The 17,024-nt window shown below is 62.0% G+C and carries 16 protein-coding genes; 6 read left to right on the forward strand and 10 right to left on the reverse strand.

Going from position 1 to position 17,024, the window contains the following annotated elements; translation table 11 throughout:
* Positions 1-494: 494 nt before the first annotated feature.
* Positions 495-1,103, reverse strand: coding sequence for a helix-turn-helix transcriptional regulator (locus tag JO015_15395; GenBank protein MBW0000482.1), 609 nt, complete (start codon positions 1,101-1,103; stop codon positions 495-497).
* Positions 1,104-1,618: 515 nt separating this feature from the next.
* Between JO015_15395 and JO015_15400 the strand changes: the two genes are divergently transcribed.
* Together JO015_15400 and JO015_15405 are read left to right on the forward strand one after the other, a co-directional pair.
* A complete protein-coding gene (locus tag JO015_15400) occupies positions 1,619-2,197 on the forward strand; it encodes a Uma2 family endonuclease (protein ID MBW0000483.1) in 579 nt (192 codons plus the stop codon).
* Positions 2,198-3,007: 810 nt separating this feature from the next.
* Complete coding sequence (locus tag JO015_15405; protein MBW0000484.1) at positions 3,008-3,226, forward strand: hypothetical protein; 219 nt, start codon at positions 3,008-3,010, stop codon at positions 3,224-3,226.
* Between the two features lie 917 nt (positions 3,227-4,143).
* On the opposite strand, the gene JO015_15410 is transcribed toward JO015_15405, so the two are convergent.
* From JO015_15410 to JO015_15420, 3 genes are all read right to left on the reverse strand, one after another.
* Positions 4,144-5,055, reverse strand: coding sequence for a carbohydrate ABC transporter permease (locus tag JO015_15410; protein ID MBW0000485.1), 912 nt, complete (start codon positions 5,053-5,055; stop codon positions 4,144-4,146).
* Positions 5,056-5,059: 4 nt separating this feature from the next.
* Positions 5,060-5,938 carry a sugar ABC transporter permease gene (locus JO015_15415; GenBank protein ID MBW0000486.1) on the reverse strand — a complete coding sequence of 293 codons (879 nt, stop codon included), beginning with the start codon at positions 5,936-5,938 and terminating at the stop codon, positions 5,060-5,062.
* Between the two features lie 109 nt (positions 5,939-6,047).
* On the reverse strand, positions 6,048-7,319 hold the full coding sequence (locus JO015_15420) for an extracellular solute-binding protein (GenBank protein ID MBW0000487.1): 1,272 nt from the start codon (positions 7,317-7,319) through the stop codon (positions 6,048-6,050).
* A gap of 141 nt (positions 7,320-7,460) precedes the next feature.
* Here JO015_15420 and JO015_15425 point away from each other — a divergent pair, with 141 nt between their 5' ends.
* Positions 7,461-8,492 (forward strand): Gfo/Idh/MocA family oxidoreductase, encoded by a 1,032-nt coding sequence (locus JO015_15425; GenBank protein ID MBW0000488.1) that lies wholly within the window; start codon positions 7,461-7,463, stop codon positions 8,490-8,492.
* A gap of 14 nt (positions 8,493-8,506) precedes the next feature.
* Here the strand turns inward: JO015_15425 and JO015_15430 are convergent, their stop codons facing one another.
* Positions 8,507-9,289 (reverse strand): hypothetical protein, encoded by a 783-nt coding sequence (locus tag JO015_15430; protein ID MBW0000489.1) that lies wholly within the window; start codon positions 9,287-9,289, stop codon positions 8,507-8,509.
* An 846-nt stretch (positions 9,290-10,135) separates the two neighbouring features.
* Between JO015_15430 and JO015_15435 the strand changes: the two genes are divergently transcribed.
* On the forward strand, positions 10,136-10,612 hold the full coding sequence (locus JO015_15435; protein MBW0000490.1) for a MaoC family dehydratase: 477 nt from the start codon (positions 10,136-10,138) through the stop codon (positions 10,610-10,612).
* 74 nt (positions 10,613-10,686) lie between these two features.
* Here JO015_15435 and JO015_15440 read toward each other — a convergent pair whose 3' ends face one another.
* A complete protein-coding gene (locus JO015_15440; protein MBW0000491.1) occupies positions 10,687-11,952 on the reverse strand; it encodes a glycosyltransferase family 1 protein in 1,266 nt (421 codons plus the stop codon).
* 242 nt (positions 11,953-12,194) lie between these two features.
* Here JO015_15440 and JO015_15445 point away from each other — a divergent pair, with 242 nt between their 5' ends.
* Positions 12,195-12,956, forward strand: coding sequence for a succinylglutamate desuccinylase/aspartoacylase family protein (locus JO015_15445; GenBank protein MBW0000492.1), 762 nt, complete (start codon positions 12,195-12,197; stop codon positions 12,954-12,956).
* Between the two features lie 23 nt (positions 12,957-12,979).
* Here the strand turns inward: JO015_15445 and JO015_15450 are convergent, their stop codons facing one another.
* Positions 12,980-13,681 carry a GntR family transcriptional regulator gene (locus tag JO015_15450; protein ID MBW0000493.1) on the reverse strand — a complete coding sequence of 234 codons (702 nt, stop codon included), beginning with the start codon at positions 13,679-13,681 and terminating at the stop codon, positions 12,980-12,982.
* 221 nt (positions 13,682-13,902) lie between these two features.
* Between JO015_15450 and JO015_15455 the strand changes: the two genes are divergently transcribed.
* Positions 13,903-14,286, forward strand: coding sequence for a hypothetical protein (locus tag JO015_15455; protein MBW0000494.1), 384 nt, complete (start codon positions 13,903-13,905; stop codon positions 14,284-14,286).
* A 480-nt stretch (positions 14,287-14,766) separates the two neighbouring features.
* On the opposite strand, the gene JO015_15460 is transcribed toward JO015_15455, so the two are convergent.
* The 3 genes from JO015_15460 to JO015_15470 all read right to left on the reverse strand — a co-directional run bounded on the left by JO015_15460 (position 14,767) and on the right by JO015_15470 (position 16,984).
* Positions 14,767-15,180 (reverse strand): hypothetical protein, encoded by a 414-nt coding sequence (locus JO015_15460; protein ID MBW0000495.1) that lies wholly within the window; start codon positions 15,178-15,180, stop codon positions 14,767-14,769.
* 130 nt (positions 15,181-15,310) lie between these two features.
* The gene (nagB, locus tag JO015_15465; GenBank protein ID MBW0000496.1) at positions 15,311-16,102 is read right to left on the reverse strand and encodes a glucosamine-6-phosphate deaminase; all 792 of its coding nucleotides are present in this window, start codon (positions 16,100-16,102) and stop codon (positions 15,311-15,313) included.
* A 9-nt stretch (positions 16,103-16,111) separates the two neighbouring features.
* On the reverse strand, positions 16,112-16,984 hold the full coding sequence (locus JO015_15470; GenBank protein MBW0000497.1) for a PIG-L family deacetylase: 873 nt from the start codon (positions 16,982-16,984) through the stop codon (positions 16,112-16,114).
* Positions 16,985-17,024: the final 40 nt, after the last annotated feature.

The raw sequence follows: 17,024 nt of genomic DNA on the forward strand, positions 1-17,024 counted from the left end.
TGCAAACCCTTGCGTCCCAGCATGTTACAAGGGAATGTTCGTCCGAACATACATAATGTAACTGGTTGGAAGGCAGCCGCTTCTGAAAACGAGCTCCCAGATGTGGGTAACAACAAGAGGATTACCCTGGGAAGGCGTTTCCCCCCCCGACCCAGCCCTGAAGGGTCGGCAGAAAGCGTTGCCGACGGGTTCTACCGCCCCTTCAGGGCTAGATCGAGATTTTACGGTTACCCAGGGTAAACCCTCGGCTAGGTTCCTTTGGCCCTTCAGGCCATCAAACCGTCCGCCAGCCGGTTGGGCCTGAGACCGATTCAACCAGCTACGGAGCATCCTCCGGTGCCGACGCCCCCCTGAGCCGGCATTCTACCGAGATAGCGATCTGAATGGGATTAATGGCCACAACTTTGCGAAATGACCAACTAGGATGGTGAACTCGCGCCAGCGCCGGCGGATCCTTTTCCCATCAAAAACTAAAAACTGGCCTTAAGCTGCCTTCATCGGCAGACCATATCGGGTGATACCGCTGGTACTTGTGCTTCGTCGGCCACGTTGGCCTTTTTGTCGAGAAACTGGATTTCGACGCACTCGCGAACTTTTGATTGCTTCGGCAAGGACTCCTGCGCGTCACTTAGGAGGTGCAAGAGGTTAAAGAATGCATCGCCGAAAAAGCTCGAAATGTGCGGCTCAAGTTCATCGTGATTGTGAGCGAGCCTTGCAAGCTCATTAAACAAACGCCGGATTTGAGAGAAGTGGTATTTGATGGCTTCAACAAAGGTCATTTTCTTTCCGATGGTCAGAATCATTCTTTCCTCGGTGACCCTGCAATAATCCTCGAGCAGTTTTAGTGTGAGGTCAGCGTCGTTGCCCGATTCGATTTTTGAGATCGTTCCTTGTGTTACGCCTAAGGCGTCCGCCAATTGCTTTTGCGTCAATCCCTTTCGAAGTCGCGATTTTGCGAGATGAGCAGCAATGCGCGATTGGTTTACCGCGGCTTTGACCTTTTTTACCTCCCGGTCAGTGCTTCCCAAGTCGCGCATCATTTCTGCGACGTCGGAGTAGCTCTTTGGGCTCAGTTCAAGCCCGTCGGATTCATCGGCGTTCATGGTCGTTTAAAATTCCTGGAGGGAATTCGGCAATTGGTTCGCAAACTTGATTGAAAGTTTGATGTCATTCTGTTGGGAATCTTTGTCCCCTATCGTTATCAAACAGACTTCACAGTTCTTCATCAGGGGGTACGCTCATGTTTTTTCCGATAACGCTCGTAACATTGCCTAAACCTCGCCGTAAACCGGAGCTTCCACGCTACCGGGTTCTCATCCATCTGTTCGGCCGGAAGTATTCCTTATAGGAATATTTCAGGCAAGAATAATTTGTAACGTTACAAGTTGTTCCGGATTTTCCGCCCCGGCCACCCACCGACCAAGGGAGGCTCAAACGCCCGGCCCCAGAGGTTCGAACTCGCCACCGCAGCGGACCTTTTTCCTCTCATACAAAGCCGCTTCGGCCGCCGGGCAAAGCGGCGGTCGTCTGAGGCTAAGCGCCCTCGAGTTTAGAGGGTGCGCCCTCTAGTGGGATCAGGTATGATTCCGTACTGCCCGCAGGGGCGACCGGTTACCCTATGACTACCCTTCCTCAACCGCCCCCGGTCCACTTCGATGCCGTGCGCCGGTTTACCATCGAGGAGTATTACCGGTTGGTGGAGGCCGGCATCCTCGAGGAGGACGCGCGGGTCGAGCTGCTGGACGGCCAAATCATTCCCATGGCGCCGATCGGACCCGAACACCACTGGATTTTGGAGGAACTCAACGAGGCCTTCATGCGCCAACTCGATGAGCGCTTTAAGGTCGGTCCGGGCCGGTCCCTGCCGATCCGGCCCCACGACGTGCCCGAGCCGGACCTGGTGCTTTACCGGCCCGGGATCGGTCGACGCCAGCACGTCAGCGCCGCGGACGTGCTGCTGGTCATCGAGGTCGCCGACAGCACCCTCAGCCACGACCTGGGGTACAAAGCGGACCTCTACCGGCGGGCCAAGATCCCAGAATATTGGGTGGTTGACGTCCGCCACCGGTGCCTGCGGGTCTTTACGCTGGCAGGCGACCGTTATGAAACGACGATCGTCAGGGAAGGCAAGGTATCGCCGCAGGCGTTGCCGGGCGTCGAGGTCGATGTGACGGCCCTGTTGTTCGGCGGGGCTTGAGTCAGCCCGGGTTCTGCCGGTTGACTAAAGGGGAGCGACTTTAGGAGCGAACCGAGGGAGAACGCAAAAAACCTCGTTACTCCTGTCCCCGACTCCAGGCGAGAGCGGGTCCTGCCGCGCGAGCGGCCGCCAGCGGGTCCCCCTCCAGCCGCAGCGCGTCGGCAAAGCTCCAGGCGTCCAAATGATCGTTCTTGGTGCCGGGGGGCTTTGCGCTCCCGATAGCGCGGCGCGGCTTTGGGGTTGAGCGGGTAGATGGTGCAATCGGGCGTTTGGAGCGGTTGGTCGATGACGGGGCCTTGGCTCTCGTTCGCTCGCCACGGCTAACGGCGCATAACGGGCGGCTTGCTGCCGCCAGGATTGCCAGCCGGCGGCGGTGAGGAGGAGGGCAGGATGCTTGTGCTTGACCCAGTCGATGCCGGCGAAGTGAGCGAAGGGCGTTTAGGGGGGTAACCATCGCGACTTTCTGTTCGGGGGTTTTGGTGCCGGGGTGCGCAACTTTTACCTTCGCTTCAGGCCTTAGTCGACCTGACACAGGATCCTCTCGGGAGGTCGTTCTCTCAGGCTTTAGGACTCCAAGCCTCCGGCTCGGCCGGTGATCTTCGGAAGGCTCTCGTGAAGCGAGAACCAGTAGCCCGTGCCGGTCCGGAGGCAACGCTGCCGTCAACCTTTTGGCCTGGCCCGGAGTTGTTCACAAGCCCGGGCTGGGTCGCGGCCAAGTTATGCGCAAGCGCCGCGGCGGAGGACGGCTTGGGCGAAGCCTTCGGTCGGCGCTTGCGCATAACTGTGGAAACGGCATCAGGACGAATTGACGTGCCCCGACCAACCGCCGACTCGGGAGGCGGAACGCCCGACCCCAGCGAAGGCCGGGCAATACGCTGTTTCAGCCAGCGGGTGGTGGGCCTTATCAGACTCCAGCCGAGCATGCGCGCTCAGGGCAACTCCTATGAAAATGTGATGGTCGAAGCGTTCTTCAGCACGTTGAAAACCGAAGCCTTTCCTCCTGACCGGGTCTTTATACCATTTCGATGACCATGAAGGTAAAATGTTGTCTTCCGTCCCAGGTGCCCTGCCAGCTTTAAACCTATTCGACCGTATAAACGGTCTAGGCCCAACGGGCCGGGAGACCTTAGCCCAGGGTCTCACCCCCCTGCCATTTAGTTAAGGATACAAGGCCGGGTACTGCTTTGGTCCCGCAGGGACGGCTGATGTTAGGCAGGTACGTTAGTGCCTGTGCGGGCGTTCCCCAGGAGTTGCACTCCCTCGGGACGCCTGAAGGCGTGCGCCGGGCCGGGCGGGCGTCAACGGTGGGGCGCCGTTCGGGCGTTCGTCGCCGAGGGTCGCGCCGTGTCTGGCTGGCCCTTCGGGAGTCGGCATCCTCTGGGGCAGCGTTTCAGGCGTCCCGACGGGACGCGAGCCCTCTTAAATGTCCCGTCCAGGGACTGAAGTCCCTGGCTAAGATCAGCCGTCCCTGCGGGACGAAAGCGTCGCCTATCCATCGGCCCTTAACTAAATGGCAGTGGGGTTTACCCTGGGAACGCACCCCTCCCCGATCGAGCCCTCCTAAGGCGTCACGTCCGTACGCCCTCCCTAACAAACGCCCGCCCCGCCGGGTTGGATTTGCTGAAGGGGCGAAAGAACCCGTGAGCCACGCCTTCTGCCGCCCCTTCAGGGCTTGATCATGATTTTACGGTTACCCAGGGTAAACCCTGGGCTATGGTCTACCGGCCCGTTGGGCCTAAGACAAAAATTTTTACCTCGATGGTCATCGAAATAAAGGTCCCCCGGCCCGTTGCGCCCAAGACCGACTCACCCAGCTACGGAGCATCCTCCGGCGCCGATACCCCCTGAGCCGGCATTCTACCGGGATAACTATCTGAATGGTATTACCTCGAGTGGGGACCGGCCTGCACCTAAATCGTGGACTGCCGCGCCTGAGGCGACGGCAATCATGCCCTGACGCCCCCGGAGAATGTCTGGACGAAATAGCGGCGGGCAAACCCGAACGCGACCACGGCCGGCAGCATGTAGAGGATCGCGAGTGCGCTCAAGAAGCCGTAGTCGATCTGCTGGATGCGCAGGAAAGCGCGGAACAAGCCAAGCGGCAGCATCTGCAGCTCGGATGAAGACAGGAAGATCAACGGCATAAGGAAATCGCCCCATGCGGAAATGAAGGCAAAGATGCCTGCCGCACCGAGACCCGGGAGGGCGAGCGGCGCGATGACAAGGCGAATCCGTTGGAACAGGCCTGCCCCGTCAACGAGCGCCGCCTCTTCATAGTCGTACGGGATTGTGTCGAAGTAGGTTTTCATGATCCAGAGCGCGAGCGGCAACTGCATGGCGGCAAAGACCAGGATCAAGCCAAGATACCCATCGATCAAGCCGACCACGAGCATGGCCGGGCGGACGAGTCCGGGAGCTAGAAGGCTGCGGACAAGAGACCCGACCGCGTTGTTCGCGGTGAGCAGGATGCTGTAGAGCGGGACGACCAGGGCCGGCGGCGGCACGACGCGGACTAAAATGATCGTGTAGAGGAACGGCCGTTTCCACCAGGCGCGCGTGCGTGACAACGCGTAGCCGCCAAAGCCGGAGAAGACCAGGACGATGAAGGTAGCGGCCCCGACGACCACGAACGAGTTGAAAAACCATCGAACGCCTCCCTCGCGCGCAAAAATGCCGATGTAATTGTTAAGGGTCCACGGGCCGGGCCACCTTAGGAACAGTGATGCGTTCGCGTCAAAGGAGGCGAGAACGAGCCAGATGAACGGGATCGCGCAGTAAAGGGAGATCAGCGAAAGGGTTGCATACGCGACCGCGTCGCCGCGCCGGGGTCTTGGAACAGCGGGTTGCGTTTTGCTCATGGCTTTAAACCTGGACTTTAAGGGCGCGCACGTAGAGCAACCCGATCGCCATTGAAATGACGAGCGTGACCACCGCCACCGCCGAACCGAACCCGAGCTGAAAGGCGGTGAAAGACTGGTTGTAGATGTAGATGCCGATGATCTCGGTGGCATTGCCGGGCCCCCCGCGGGTAAGCGCGTAGATGAAGCCGAAGATTGAGATGGTTGTGACCGTCGAGACCAGCATGTAAAGGAAGATCGTCGGCATGATCAGCGGAAGGGTGATGAACCGGAAGACCTGACCATCGGAGGCACCGTCGATCCGGGCGGCTTCACGAATTTCGTTGGGCACAGCGCTCAGACCCGCCGTCATCAGGATCATCGCCGCGGCGATGCCGCGCCAGGTGTTAACCACAATGATCATGGCCAGGGGAAAATCCTGCAGCCATTGCACCGGCGCGATCCCCAAGCCGCCCAGTAACCGGTTCAGCGTCCCGTGTTCGCCGCCGGCCAGCATTGAGATCCAGATGAAGCCGGCGACCACTTCCGGCACGGCGTTCGGCAACAGGATGATGGAGTTGATCAGACTTCCAAAGCGCAACGGCCGGCGCAGGAGCACGGCGGAAACGAGCCCCAGGACGAACTGGCCGATCACGGCGGAGCCCAGCACAAACCAAAAGGTAACAACCAGCGAGTTCCAGAAGCCGGCATCCGCAAACAGGCGCACGTAGTTGCGCGTGCCGACGAAACGGGGATGGGTTGCCGCCACGCCAACCAGCGAGGCATTCGTCAGGCTCAGGTAGATCGAGTAAAACGCCGGGTAGACGACGAGAGCACCGAGCAGGAGGATGCAGGGGAGAAGGAGGAGCTGAAGCTGCCAGGAGGTGCGTTGATGGTACGTCATCGTTTGGGCTTGCCGTCAGGGTAGAAATCCGCGGGTAAGCCGCGTCGCACGGGGATACCGGAGACGACCGCGGGGCAGCGGTCGTCTCCGGTTACAGAATATTGAAGAGTTATTTGACGGATTCGTCGCCGACCACCTCTTTGACGTAGTCGACCAGGATCTTCTGAGCGCCGGCCGCATCGGCTTTCTTGCGGAGTTGCGCCTCGGTCGCGCGCGCCACCCCTTCGGCCACCGCCGAGAAACCCTCGGCGGTTTTCAGAAAGGTTCCGGTGCCGCTCTTCAGGGCGGCGAGAATCGGAACCAGCGCCTTGAGCTTTTGGAAATCCGGGTCAGCCGCCGCGTCCGTTCGGCCCGGGATATTTCCGAGATTCTGCGCGTACGCGACATCGGCCTTAACGGAACCGAGCTCGAGCAGGACCTTTTTGGCGAGCCCGGCATCGGCCGACTTGGCGTTAACGGCCCATGGGCTCTCAAGGTCGACCAACACGTACTGCCCACCTTGCTTGCCGGGAACCTGCCAGCTGCCGACGACTTCCGTAACGTTCGGGATCGGGTTCTTGCTCTCCGGGCCCCAGTCATAGATGTAGCACCATGACCCGCTCGTCGTTATAACCAGCTTGCCGGCCGGAAACATCTCGTACTTCGGCACTACCCACGGCTCCGGCTCCAGCAGCGGCTGGACCGGCATCAGGTCGTTGTTGATGAGATCCGCATAAAAGCCGAAGGCGTCCTTTATTCCTTGACCGGTGAGATTGAGCGTACCGTCATCATTGGCGATCTGTGGCGTCGCGGTGCCAACGATCAAAAGCCGGAAGCCTTCGACGAAGGAACCGCCGCCCCACGTCACTCCCGCCGGGAAGAGTAGGCCGTAGGCGCCGGTCTTCGTTTTGATTTCCTTGGCGCGGTCGAGAAGCTCGGCCCACGTCTTCGGTTGCTCGGTCGGAATGCCAGCCTTTTCCAGGATGTCGCGACGGTAGTAGAGCTGCTGGACATTCAGCATGGCAGGCAGAACGTACACCTGACCATCTTTGCCGGTCGCCATAGCTTTGGCGGCATCAACCAACTGCGGATAGCCTTCCCAAGCCTTGAGTTCCGCGGTGATGGAAGCCAGATAGCCGGCCGCGACGGTGTCGGCGACATCCTGACCGTGGGGTAGAGTAAAGATGTCGGGGGCATTGCCCGCGCGAAGTTCGGTCAGAAGCTTGGTTAGATAATCTTTTTCCGGGGCGGGATACTCGACCACTTCAAGGTGGACGTTGTACTTTTTTTCTATGTCCGGCACGACCTTCTTGAGCGCATCGATCCGTGCCTGACGATGCTCGGCGATACGGATCGTCGCAGCCTGGGCGGAGCCGATGGCAACCGCCCAGGCCAGGCACATGCCGGCCAGGACTCTTCCTTTAGACATGCAGCCTCCTTGTCGTCGGGCGAGGCGGCCACGGCCGAGCTCGCCGGTGTTGTGTACGCGTGTTCATAAAGGCCTGGTGTATACGTTTTCGAAAATGGTGTAAACGTCCTCATGATGGCGGCGACAAACGAGGGCTTGCGGCTTGGCGTGATCGGCACGGGACACATGGCGGCAGAGTATGCGCGCCGCTGGGTCTCGATGCCGGAGATCGCATTTACAGCGGTGGCCGACGTCAATGCCGCGTCACGGCGGCGGTATATCGATATTTGCCGGCACGGGGGACGACCGGAGCCGCGGGAATTCGACGATTTCCGGTTGATGCTCGCGGCCTGCCGTCACGATCTGGACGCGGTTTACGTGTCTACACCGCACGCGCTGCACGCCGAGCAGGCCGTCGGCGTGGTCGAGTCCGGCCTGGACCTGCTCCTCGAGAAGCCGATGGTAACCACGGTGGCGGAGGCCCAACGGTTGATTTCGGCCCGAGACCAGAGCCGGTCCGTCGTCGTCACCGCCTTTCAGGGCGCCCTGTCGCCATTGGTCGCCGATACGCGCAAACGTGCCCGGGCCGGTGAATTCGGCGAACTGGTGAGCGCGGCCGCTACGATCTGGGAGAATTGGTCCGCACGCTACGAGGGGCACTGGAAGCAGCAACCGGCCCTTTCGGGGGGCGGCTTCATGTTCGATACCGGCGCGCACATGATTAACACCGTCTGCCTTTTGGCGGACGCAGATTGTGAACGAATTTCCGCCTTCACGAACAACCGCGACCGCAGCGTCGAGGTGGCGTGTGCAGTCGCAGGCCGGTTAACCACCGGCACCCTTCTGACCCTGAATGCCGCAGGCGACGGGCCGCCCGGCTGCGCCTCGCTCCTAACTTTCTTTTATACCCGGGCGATCGTACGGGTCGACGCCTGGGGCGTCTGGCGGGAGATTGCCACGGCCGGAAATCCGGGGATTCGTGACGAGCTTGAAATCACGCACAATCCGATGAAGAGTTTTCTCGCCATCCGTGCAGGCAGGATGGAGAACCTGTCGACCGCCGAAGCCGGGCTGCGTTTTGCGCGCCTCTGGGACGCGATCAAAACGTCTGCCGCCCGAGACGGCGAACCCGTCGCGGTACTTCCCGGTTCAGGGACGCCGGGGTAATGAAGTTGGAGTCCCTATTCGCGCACCAAGCGTCCTATCGCAATCGCTTCACTGTGAATATCTGCACGAGAGTTAAACTGAAAGGCGATCGGTTCGCCGCTTCGATTTATCCGGAATGTGATAACGCCGCTCCCTACGCCACCGGTGCGTCCCGTTCGGCTATCGTCGTCATGACGAATACCGCTTGAGTCGTAAACTTCCACGCCATAAGAATCGCCGGATTTCAAAACCGGCGTGGCGGCCACGATAACAACGTGACCGGTGTCCCCGGATTCCCGGGTCGACGCCTGAAGCGCCCAAGCGATGATGTCACCTCGCCGGGCATCGCCGAGTTGATGAACCGCTTGCCACCCGGGCACAGGCTGCTCGCGCAACCGGTTCAGGAATCGAAAGTACACGGCAGCCCGCGGGCGTACGTGCCCGGGTTCAACGGGGATTTGGCTGAATCTCTCGGGGGCGACCTGCTTCAGGAGATAGTCCACGAACCCTGAACAGTCCAGGTCGTAAGCACCTGCGGCCCTATCAATGTGCGTCTTATGTTGATAGTGCGTCTCGTGCACGTCGCCCAACAACCGCTGGGCTGCGTCAGCCAATTCTTCTGCGCCGTCCGCTCCTGAAACGCTGTCTTCCGACTGAACCTCGGCCATTGACGGATGACTAACCAATAAGTCACGTAACTGACAGGGATTCAGGCCAGCTTGCGCCGCCTGTGCAGCCGGCGTTCCGACGAAGGTCGCCACGATCGCCAGCGTTCGCGGAATGAAACGCGAGAAATGAAATACGGAACTGCTGCTCATGCGCTGATTTTCTTAACCCGTGCGATAGTCTCCTGCACGAGATTTCAAGGGATCATAGTGAACAACGGATCATCATAGTGAAGGGCTGTGCAGCTGAATAATGCCGGTCGAGGGGGAGGGCATCGGCGCTGATTGACGCTCTGCCCCCCCGATGATCGCTTTTAGGCCCGAGGGAGGGCGGCAGAACCTGGGAGTCACGCTTTCTGCCGCCCTTTCAGGGCTGGATCGTGATTTGACGGTTACCCAGGACTAGGTTCTCTTGGCCCTTCGGGCCGTAAGACGGTAACGGCTCTCCCCGTGCTGCCCTCAAAAAGGTGGATAAAGCTCCGGGGTAAACCCCACCGCCATTTAGTTAAGCATACAAGGCCGGGGATTGCTTTGGTCCCGGAGGGGCGGCTGAGGTTAGGCAGCAACTTTAGCGGCTGCGCTGTGCGGGCGTTCCCCCGGGGTTGCGTCCCATCGGGACGCCTGCAGGCGTGCGCCGGGTTTGGCTGGCCGCTTGGGAATGGGCACCCTCCGGGGCAGCGTTTCAGGCGTCCCTACAGGACGCGATCCCTCTTAAATGCCTCGTCCAGGGACTGCAGTCCCTGGCTAACCTCAGCCGTCCTTTCGGGACGAAAGCGGCCCTTAACTAAATGGCAGTGGGGATTCCCCTGAGCTAGGTTCCAGTGCCCGTTCGGGGCTGGCCGAATCCCCTCGACTCCATCGGCATGACCGGCGAGGCTCGGGTTTATTTAAATTGCAAGTCGATGATACCGGCCGGCCAACAACGTTTCAATTCGGGCCTTCGGATCCGTTGATCAGGCTATCCATCTCCATCAGCCGAGCCGAACCTTTTTCCGCGATATGAAATCCGCAGCAAAGACCGAGAAGCTTTTCCTGGATGATCTGGCGGTGGGAGACGAATTCACCAGCGAGGAATACACGGTCGACGCACCGCAAATCCGCGAGTTCGCGCAGCAGTTCGACCCTCAACCTTTTCATCTGGATGAGGACGCCGCACGTGAGACCTTCTTCGAAGGGTTGGCCGCTAGCGGATGGCATACCGCCGCAATCACGATGAGGCTGCTTGTTCGCAGCGTCCCCATGGCCGGCGGGCTCATCGGTGCAGGCGGTGAAATCACCTGGCCCCGGCCGACAAGGCCGGGCGACGTGCTGCGCGTGGTAAGCAAGGTCGTCAAGATTTCCCCTTCAACATCCAGGCCGGATCGGGGGATCGTGACGGTTCAGAGCGATACGTTGAATCAGCGCGGCGAACTCTGTCAGAGGTTAGTCGCCAAACTCCTGGTGTTTCGAAGAGGTTCAATCACCGCCCGGACCTGAGCGCCGGGTTTCAGCCCGGCAAGTCGATTTCCTTGTCCTGCAGGCCAGGGTCCGTTCCGGTTCTCCGGGAAAACTCACCCGGCGGCCCTTAGGATGCAGTCCGCCGCCGCGGTGGCGCCGTTTTCCCGCTGTACCCGGCCGGCGAGGGCCTGAGCCCGTTGCGGGTATTCCGGGCGCGTCAGCAACGCGTCCAACTCCGCGCATAAGCGCTCGGCGCGGCAATTTCGCCGGCTCAGGGTACGGCTGACTCCTAACCGCTGAAGCCGCTCGGCGTTGTCGGGCTGGTCATAGGCCCAGGGTATGACCAATGCCGGCCGGCCCGCCCGAAGCACTTGGGCACTGGTACCGATGCCGCCGTGGTGCACGATGCAGGCCGCCCGGGGAAACAGCTTCGAAAAAGGGGCGTACGCCGCCGCGTGGATCGATGCGGGCAAGGCCGAGCCAGCGCGGTTGCGCGGGTCGGTGCCCACCAGCAGGACGGCCCGCCGGCCCAGCCGTTCAGCCGCGGCGCGCGCCTCCCGGTAGAAGTTGCCCGCCTGCATTACCGCCGCCGAGCCCAGGGTAAAGACGATGGGCGGTTCGCCCGCTTCGAGAAAGTGCGCCAGGTCCGGCTCAAGCGGCGCGTCATCCTGCAGGAAAGGGAAACCGGTGAGGGTGGTCCGCGACGGCCAATCGGGCTGCGGGACCGCAAACGCGCGCGAAAACCATGCCGTGGTGCCGTACGGGGAGAAGGCGCCGGCCGTGAGGGGGTTCTGCCGGGCGGGACTGAGCCCGAGACGGTTGCGCAGGTCTGCGATGGGTTGCACCCATGCGCGGGTCCGGTGAGAAACCAGCCTAAAGAGCAGCCGGTAGGGCCACCGACCCAGGCGGCGTAAATGCCGGAGCGCCGGCATGCCTGCCACCACCGGCGGGTCATAGGTAGACAGGAAGCCGAAGGGCTGCAAGGCGACGCTCAGCCAGGGCAGGCCCAGGGTTTCGGCTACCAGGGGAACCGCGTAAGCCAGGGGATGGGCCACCAGCAAGGCCGCCCCGGTGCACGCCGCCCGTAAGTCCTCGTAGCCGGCTTGCAAGTGAGGCAGCATCAGGACGCGAACAAGAAATTCGGGGCCGTGCCGGGGATGCCAGAGCCGTTCCTGCGCGTCCGGCAGGAACGCGAGCGGAATCAGGTCGGGTCGCACGGGTCGAAACGTCAGGCCACGGGCTTCAACGGCCGCCCGGTAAGACTCCGACGTGGCGATCACGGCACGGTGGCCCCGCGCCTGCAACGCCGCGCCAACCGCCAGAAACGGGAAAAGGTCGCCCAGGGAGCCAAAGGTGGTGAACACAACCGTGCGGATCACAATGAGTCAGTAGCACAACTCCGAACCGTTGACCTGAACGCGCAGCGCGCTTAGGAAAGATCAAGGCGGGTGGCGCGGCCGGCGCCGCCGGAGCCAGGTGAGGCCGTGCGCCCGGTTAACCACCGGCCCGAGCACCCACCCGAGAGAAGCGCCCATCGATGCTGAACGCAGTCAGGCTTTAGAAACGTAGAGATGACACCCTGCCCTACCTGCAGCAAGATCCAACAACCCGAAGCCGGGCTATGAGTTCCGATTCTAAAGGGCCGCCAACCCACGAGTACCGTTTGCTGATCAGCCGCTGGGAAGCTCTGGCACGAACCCGCGGCCTGACGGGGCAGGCGTACGCGACCGCCGGCCCTTTCGAGCTGTTCTGTTGGCGTTCACCCGCGTTCAGACCCGAAGGCGGCCTGTATCTATCGGCTGGCATCCACGGTGACGAGGCCGGGGCGGTTGAAGGCCTGTACACGTGGGCGGCGCTGGAAGGGAACCGCCTGCGCACGCTGCCGGTAATCCTCTTCCCCTGCCTGAACCCCCACGGCTTGGAACGCAATTGCCGGACCGATGCCGCCGGTCACGACCTCAACCGCTGCTACCACCGGCAGGACGTGCCTCCGATCCGGGCCCATCAAGCCCTTCTGGCCGGCCACCGCTTCCGCCTGGCGTTGTGCCTGCACGAAGATTGCGATGCCCGCGGGGTCTACCTCTACGAGTTCCGGCGCCGGGGCGCTGCCCCGATCGGCGCGGAGTTGCTGCGGGCGGCAGGCCCTGACGTGCCGACGGATGCGCTCCGGCGGTTGGGGGCGCGCGGGGTCGAGCTCATCGCCAACCTGGCCTTGGGCCTGAACTTCACGCCGTTACCGGCTGTAACTGAAGCGCTGTACCTGGCGCGGCACCACAGCGAGCGGACGATCACGACCGAGACGCCCGCCGGCTACGGCCTGGGTCAGAGGGCCCGGGCGCAGGTGACCCTGATCCGGCGGGCACTCGAACTGACGCCGGCCTGACAGCGACAGACCGGCACGGCACCCTAAGATGCGTCGGCAAGCTGCCGCGCCTGCAGGTGGACAATGACCTGGTGAGTGGCTTCCAGGTAAATGCGTCTGAACGCGCGCAACGCCTCGGCGACTTTGTCCTGACGGCAAAGCTCGATCAGCACCTGGTGCTGCGGCGGCCGCACCTCGGGGGTCGGAAACAACTTGATCAAAAGCGGAATGTAACGCGTCGCCCGGTCGTCCAGCTGACGGAACGTCTCATCCAGAATCGGGCGGCGTGCCTTTTCAAGAATGATGGCCCAAAAGCAACGGTTACTTTCAAAAAATTCTCCGGCGCTCCGGGTGCGCAGAATCCGTTTGGCCAGTTCCGAGGCGCGGTCAAAGTCCGCGGGAGAAAGGTGACGGTATGCCGGTTTAATCGCCAGTGCGATGAGGGCCAACCTGAGTTCCGCGATGTCCAAGGCCTCTTCAGGCGAGAGGGGTTTAACGATCGCGCCCCGGTAGGGCGACATGACCACGGTACCCTCTTTCTCCAGGGCCAGCAGCGCTTCCCGGACAGGCGACCGGCTTACCTTGAACGCCTCTGCGAGCTCGACCTCGGGCAGACGCTCTCCGGGCTTGAAAACCTCGTCGAGGATCGCGTCGCGGATCTTCTTCATGACCACCACCGGCACCTTGTCCGCGTGCTGCGGGGCATTCGTCCTGAACTGGGATGGCCATGCGCGCGCCTCTTCCATCGTTTGAGCGACCGGGCTTACCGCCGTTCCCCGAGTCTGTCCACCGGGCTGGAGGAGTCAAGTTTTTTGTATACGATCAGGGGCGTCGCATACACGCTCACCAAGCCCTCAAGCCTTCCCCCCTCCCCTCGGTTCCGGCCGTGAACGACTCATCGGCCTTTCCGTGGCGCCAAGCCGGCCCCTCGGGGCGCATCACCCGTTCGGATAACAAACGGTATACAATGCCGCTTGTCACATACAAGTTGATTGACACTGCGCGGCGCGGTGGCATCCATATTGTATACAAAACGGATCATGGAATACCGGGCCGGGACGAGCCGAAGCTCGGCGGCACGCGGCATTCCGGACGAGCACTTATGCTGATTCACTTCACTCTTACCACTGAGGAGGTCCACGACCTCATCCTCGGGGCGAACTACCTTGAGCGCCGGCTCAGGAACGCCGCTTCAAGCGTAAGCGGCGGCGAACGCGAGTTCTTGATCGCGCAGGCCGGTCGCCTTGAGGCGGTTGCGGAGATCCTGGTTGACGCGAGCGACGCGAGGCTGAGTGAAGTGATGAACGAGCCGAACGACTCTGTGGCGAGGCATCCGCACCAGGGGAATTAACGCCCTTTCGATAGCCATCGAGGTAAAATTTCGTCTTAGGCCCAGCGGACCGGCAGACCTTAGCCCAGGGTTCCGCAATGGGAACGCACCCCCCCTGATCGAGCCCTGAAGGGGCGGCAGAACCCGCAGCCACGCGTTCTGCCGCCCCTTCAGGGCTCGATCGCGATTTTACGGTTACTCAGGGTAAACCCTGGGCTAAGTTCTGCCGCCCCTTCGGGGCTGAAATCGAGCACAGGCACAGGCACCAAAGTACCTGACTAACCTCAGCCGTCTCTGCGGGACGAAGGCCACGCCTGGCCTGCCGTCCTTAACTAAATGGCAGCGGGGTAAACCCTGGGCTAAGTTCTGCCGCGTCTCCGGGGCTGAAACCCGGTCGAAATTCCACCAAGGAAACTGTATACATTGGTGTAAAAAAGGCGGCCGGCTTACGGGGGCAAACGGGGCCGAGGGTGCGATGAGATATACCGGCTTCCAGCTCGGCTAAGCCGCGCCTGATCCCGAAGGAGCCGTCCTCACGGGGTTTTCCTGGCGGTCCCCGGCTTGAGGCGCTTGCCCCTCGCGCTCGTTTTGTTTGAGCAATGCTCGCACCTGGTCGAACGCGCCCGGGTGCTGCAGGCCCACGCGCAAGAGCGCCCGCAAAATCTGGGCCTCACTGGCTTCAAGCCCTTGTGCACGGGCTGAGACGACCATCTTGCTCAAGATGGCGCAATCCTCACCGTCGAGCCACAAGCCGAGCGTTCGCCCGCTGACCGGAGGGGGAGGCGGCTCATCCTCCAGCGGTTGGCTTTCAACGGGCACCGACGCGGGCCAACCCGGCAACGTCCGGGCCTGCGGCGCGGGGTTGACATCCTCTTTGGTTTTGTCAATCGGCTCTAGGGGGATCGTTTTAACCATACGCGCATCAGGTTGTTATTTTCTGATCCGTGACTGGAAAGCGTTCGCAAGGGCACCGCAACCCGGTTTTGCGGCGGGACGCCCAACCACTCCGCCGGTCCAGTCGGCGGGTCCGGGCCTAACAGGCCGGCTAAGCGCAGAACTCCCGCCACTCGGGTTCGTTCTGAAAAACCCAATCGTAGTACTCGCGGCCTTGGAGTTCCCGGCCGGCTTGCTCATCAACGACCACTTTGCAATTGGCGTGCAATTGGATGGCCGAGGCGCTGATCATGGCCGTGATCGGCCCCTCCACCGCTTTAGCGAGGATCGACGCCTTGGCCGCCCCGGTGGCCAGGAGCAGCAACTCGCGCGCTTCGAGGATGGTGCCCACGCCCATCGTCAAGGCGCGCGGGGGCACCTTATCCGGATCGCCACCGAACATGGCGGCATTTTGGCGACGCGTAACGGGCGTAAGCGCTTTTTCCCGCGTACGTGACCTCAGCGCCGACAGGGGTTCGTTGAAACCGATGTGGCCCGCTTCGCCGATGCCCAACAGCTGCAGGTCGATCCCGCCGGCTTCGTGGATTTGCCGCTCGTAGCGGACGGCTTCCGCGCCCAGGTCCGGCGCCATGCCGTCCGGGACGTGGGTGTTGGCGAGGTCAACGTTTACCCGTCGGAAGAGGTGATGGTTCATGTAGTACCGGTAAGAACGTTCGTCTTCGGCGGGCACACCAATGTACTCGTCGAGGTTAAAAGTGCGGCAGCCTGAGAAATCCAATTTTTCTTTCTCCCGCATGGCCACGAGGCGGTCATAGACGCGTTCCATCGTGCGGCCGGTAGCCAACCCCAGGACCAGGTCGGGTTTGGCGCGCAAGCGAGCGGCGATCAGCCGGGCGGCAAGGTCCGCCGCCTGCTCCGGGTCGGGTCGAATGATGACTTCCATGGGGTCGCCTTATGTTGGGTTAAGAAACAACGGGCTCAAATCATCCCGGCTGGAGAGCGCCCGGCCTCGTTCGAGCACCTCCTCGAGCCGGCCATCGGCCCAACGGCGCAGGCGGTAGAGCGTGGCAAAGGTAAACCGGGGCGCGGCGGCCCCCTGGCCTCCGACCACCTCCGCGCCTCGACGCACGTTATCGATCATCCAGGCCGGCAGACGCAGGTGGAAAGGGTTGCGCGCGACCTCGCCGGCGTGCAACGCCAGCGCGGCCACCAGATCGGCTACTTCCGCCGGGCTTGACTCGACCATCAGGTTAGGCGCGTCCATCGCGCCCCAGAATTCGGTCTCCACCACGCGACAGGCCAGACCCGGGCATTGGGTCAGGGCGTCGAGCACCAACTGGTGGGTGCCAACGTGGGTTTGATTCCAATCCTCGGCGTGCGGCGCGAAGACGATTGCAGGGCGGTGGGCGGTCAAAATGGCGGCAATCGCTTCGACCGAGGCCGCCCATTGTTTGGGGTCGTGCTTTCGCGCGGCCAGGTTGATGCCCTCCAGCCCCTTTTCGGAAGGCGTCACCAACCCGAAGCCGATGTAGGCGCAAGCGTGCTTAAGTTCCTGCCAGCGTTCGGCGCGCCGGTCCAGGCGGCTGCCTAACGTGACCGCCACGTTGACGACGTTGATGTTCAGCTCGCGCTGCAGCCGCAGCGGCAGCGCGCCGATGATAACCTCGTCGTCAGGATGGGGCGCAAAGATCAACGCCGTGGGCGCGCCGGTCGCAACCGGCGGGCGCGCGGGAGGGGTTGGGTCCGCCGGGCTTAGCGCTGCGCCCTCGGTCAAGAGCCGGGCAAAGCCGTCGACGAATGCCTGGTAAGGGTTGTTAAAGGCCATGGGTTGCGTCAGTTTCTGCCGGTTCGCGTCCAGGGAAAGG

The organism is Verrucomicrobiota bacterium (assembly GCA_019247695.1).
Taxonomy (GTDB): Bacteria; Verrucomicrobiota; Verrucomicrobiia; order Chthoniobacterales; family JAFAMB01; genus JAFBAP01.

Bases quoted from the DNA above. Each gene is read 5' to 3' on its own strand.
- JO015_15430 (MBW0000489.1), bottom strand. From the start codon at position 9,289: ATGAGCAGCAGTTCCGTATTTCATTTCTCGCGTTTCATTCCGCGAACG.
- JO015_15410 (MBW0000485.1), bottom strand. From the start codon at position 5,055: ATGAGCAAAACGCAACCCGCTGTTCCAAGACCCCGGCGCGGCGACGCG.
- JO015_15395 (MBW0000482.1), bottom strand. From the start codon at position 1,103: ATGAACGCCGATGAATCCGACGGGCTTGAACTGAGCCCAAAGAGCTAC.
- JO015_15400 (MBW0000483.1), top strand. From the start codon at position 1,619: ATGACTACCCTTCCTCAACCGCCCCCGGTCCACTTCGATGCCGTGCGC.
- JO015_15425 (MBW0000488.1), top strand. From the start codon at position 7,461: ATGGCGGCGACAAACGAGGGCTTGCGGCTTGGCGTGATCGGCACGGGA.
- JO015_15445 (MBW0000492.1), top strand. From the start codon at position 12,195: ATGAGTTCCGATTCTAAAGGGCCGCCAACCCACGAGTACCGTTTGCTG.
- JO015_15450 (MBW0000493.1), bottom strand. From the start codon at position 13,681: ATGGAAGAGGCGCGCGCATGGCCATCCCAGTTCAGGACGAATGCCCCG.
- JO015_15470 (MBW0000497.1), bottom strand. From the start codon at position 16,984: ATGGCCTTTAACAACCCTTACCAGGCATTCGTCGACGGCTTTGCCCGG.
- JO015_15455 (MBW0000494.1), top strand. From the start codon at position 13,903: ATGCCGCTTGTCACATACAAGTTGATTGACACTGCGCGGCGCGGTGGC.
- JO015_15420 (MBW0000487.1), bottom strand. From the start codon at position 7,319: ATGTGCCTGGCCTGGGCGGTTGCCATCGGCTCCGCCCAGGCTGCGACG.
- JO015_15460 (MBW0000495.1), bottom strand. From the start codon at position 15,180: ATGGTTAAAACGATCCCCCTAGAGCCGATTGACAAAACCAAAGAGGAT.
- JO015_15435 (MBW0000490.1), top strand. From the start codon at position 10,136: ATGAAATCCGCAGCAAAGACCGAGAAGCTTTTCCTGGATGATCTGGCG.
- nagB (MBW0000496.1), bottom strand. From the start codon at position 16,102: ATGGAAGTCATCATTCGACCCGACCCGGAGCAGGCGGCGGACCTTGCC.
- JO015_15415 (MBW0000486.1), bottom strand. From the start codon at position 5,938: ATGACGTACCATCAACGCACCTCCTGGCAGCTTCAGCTCCTCCTTCTC.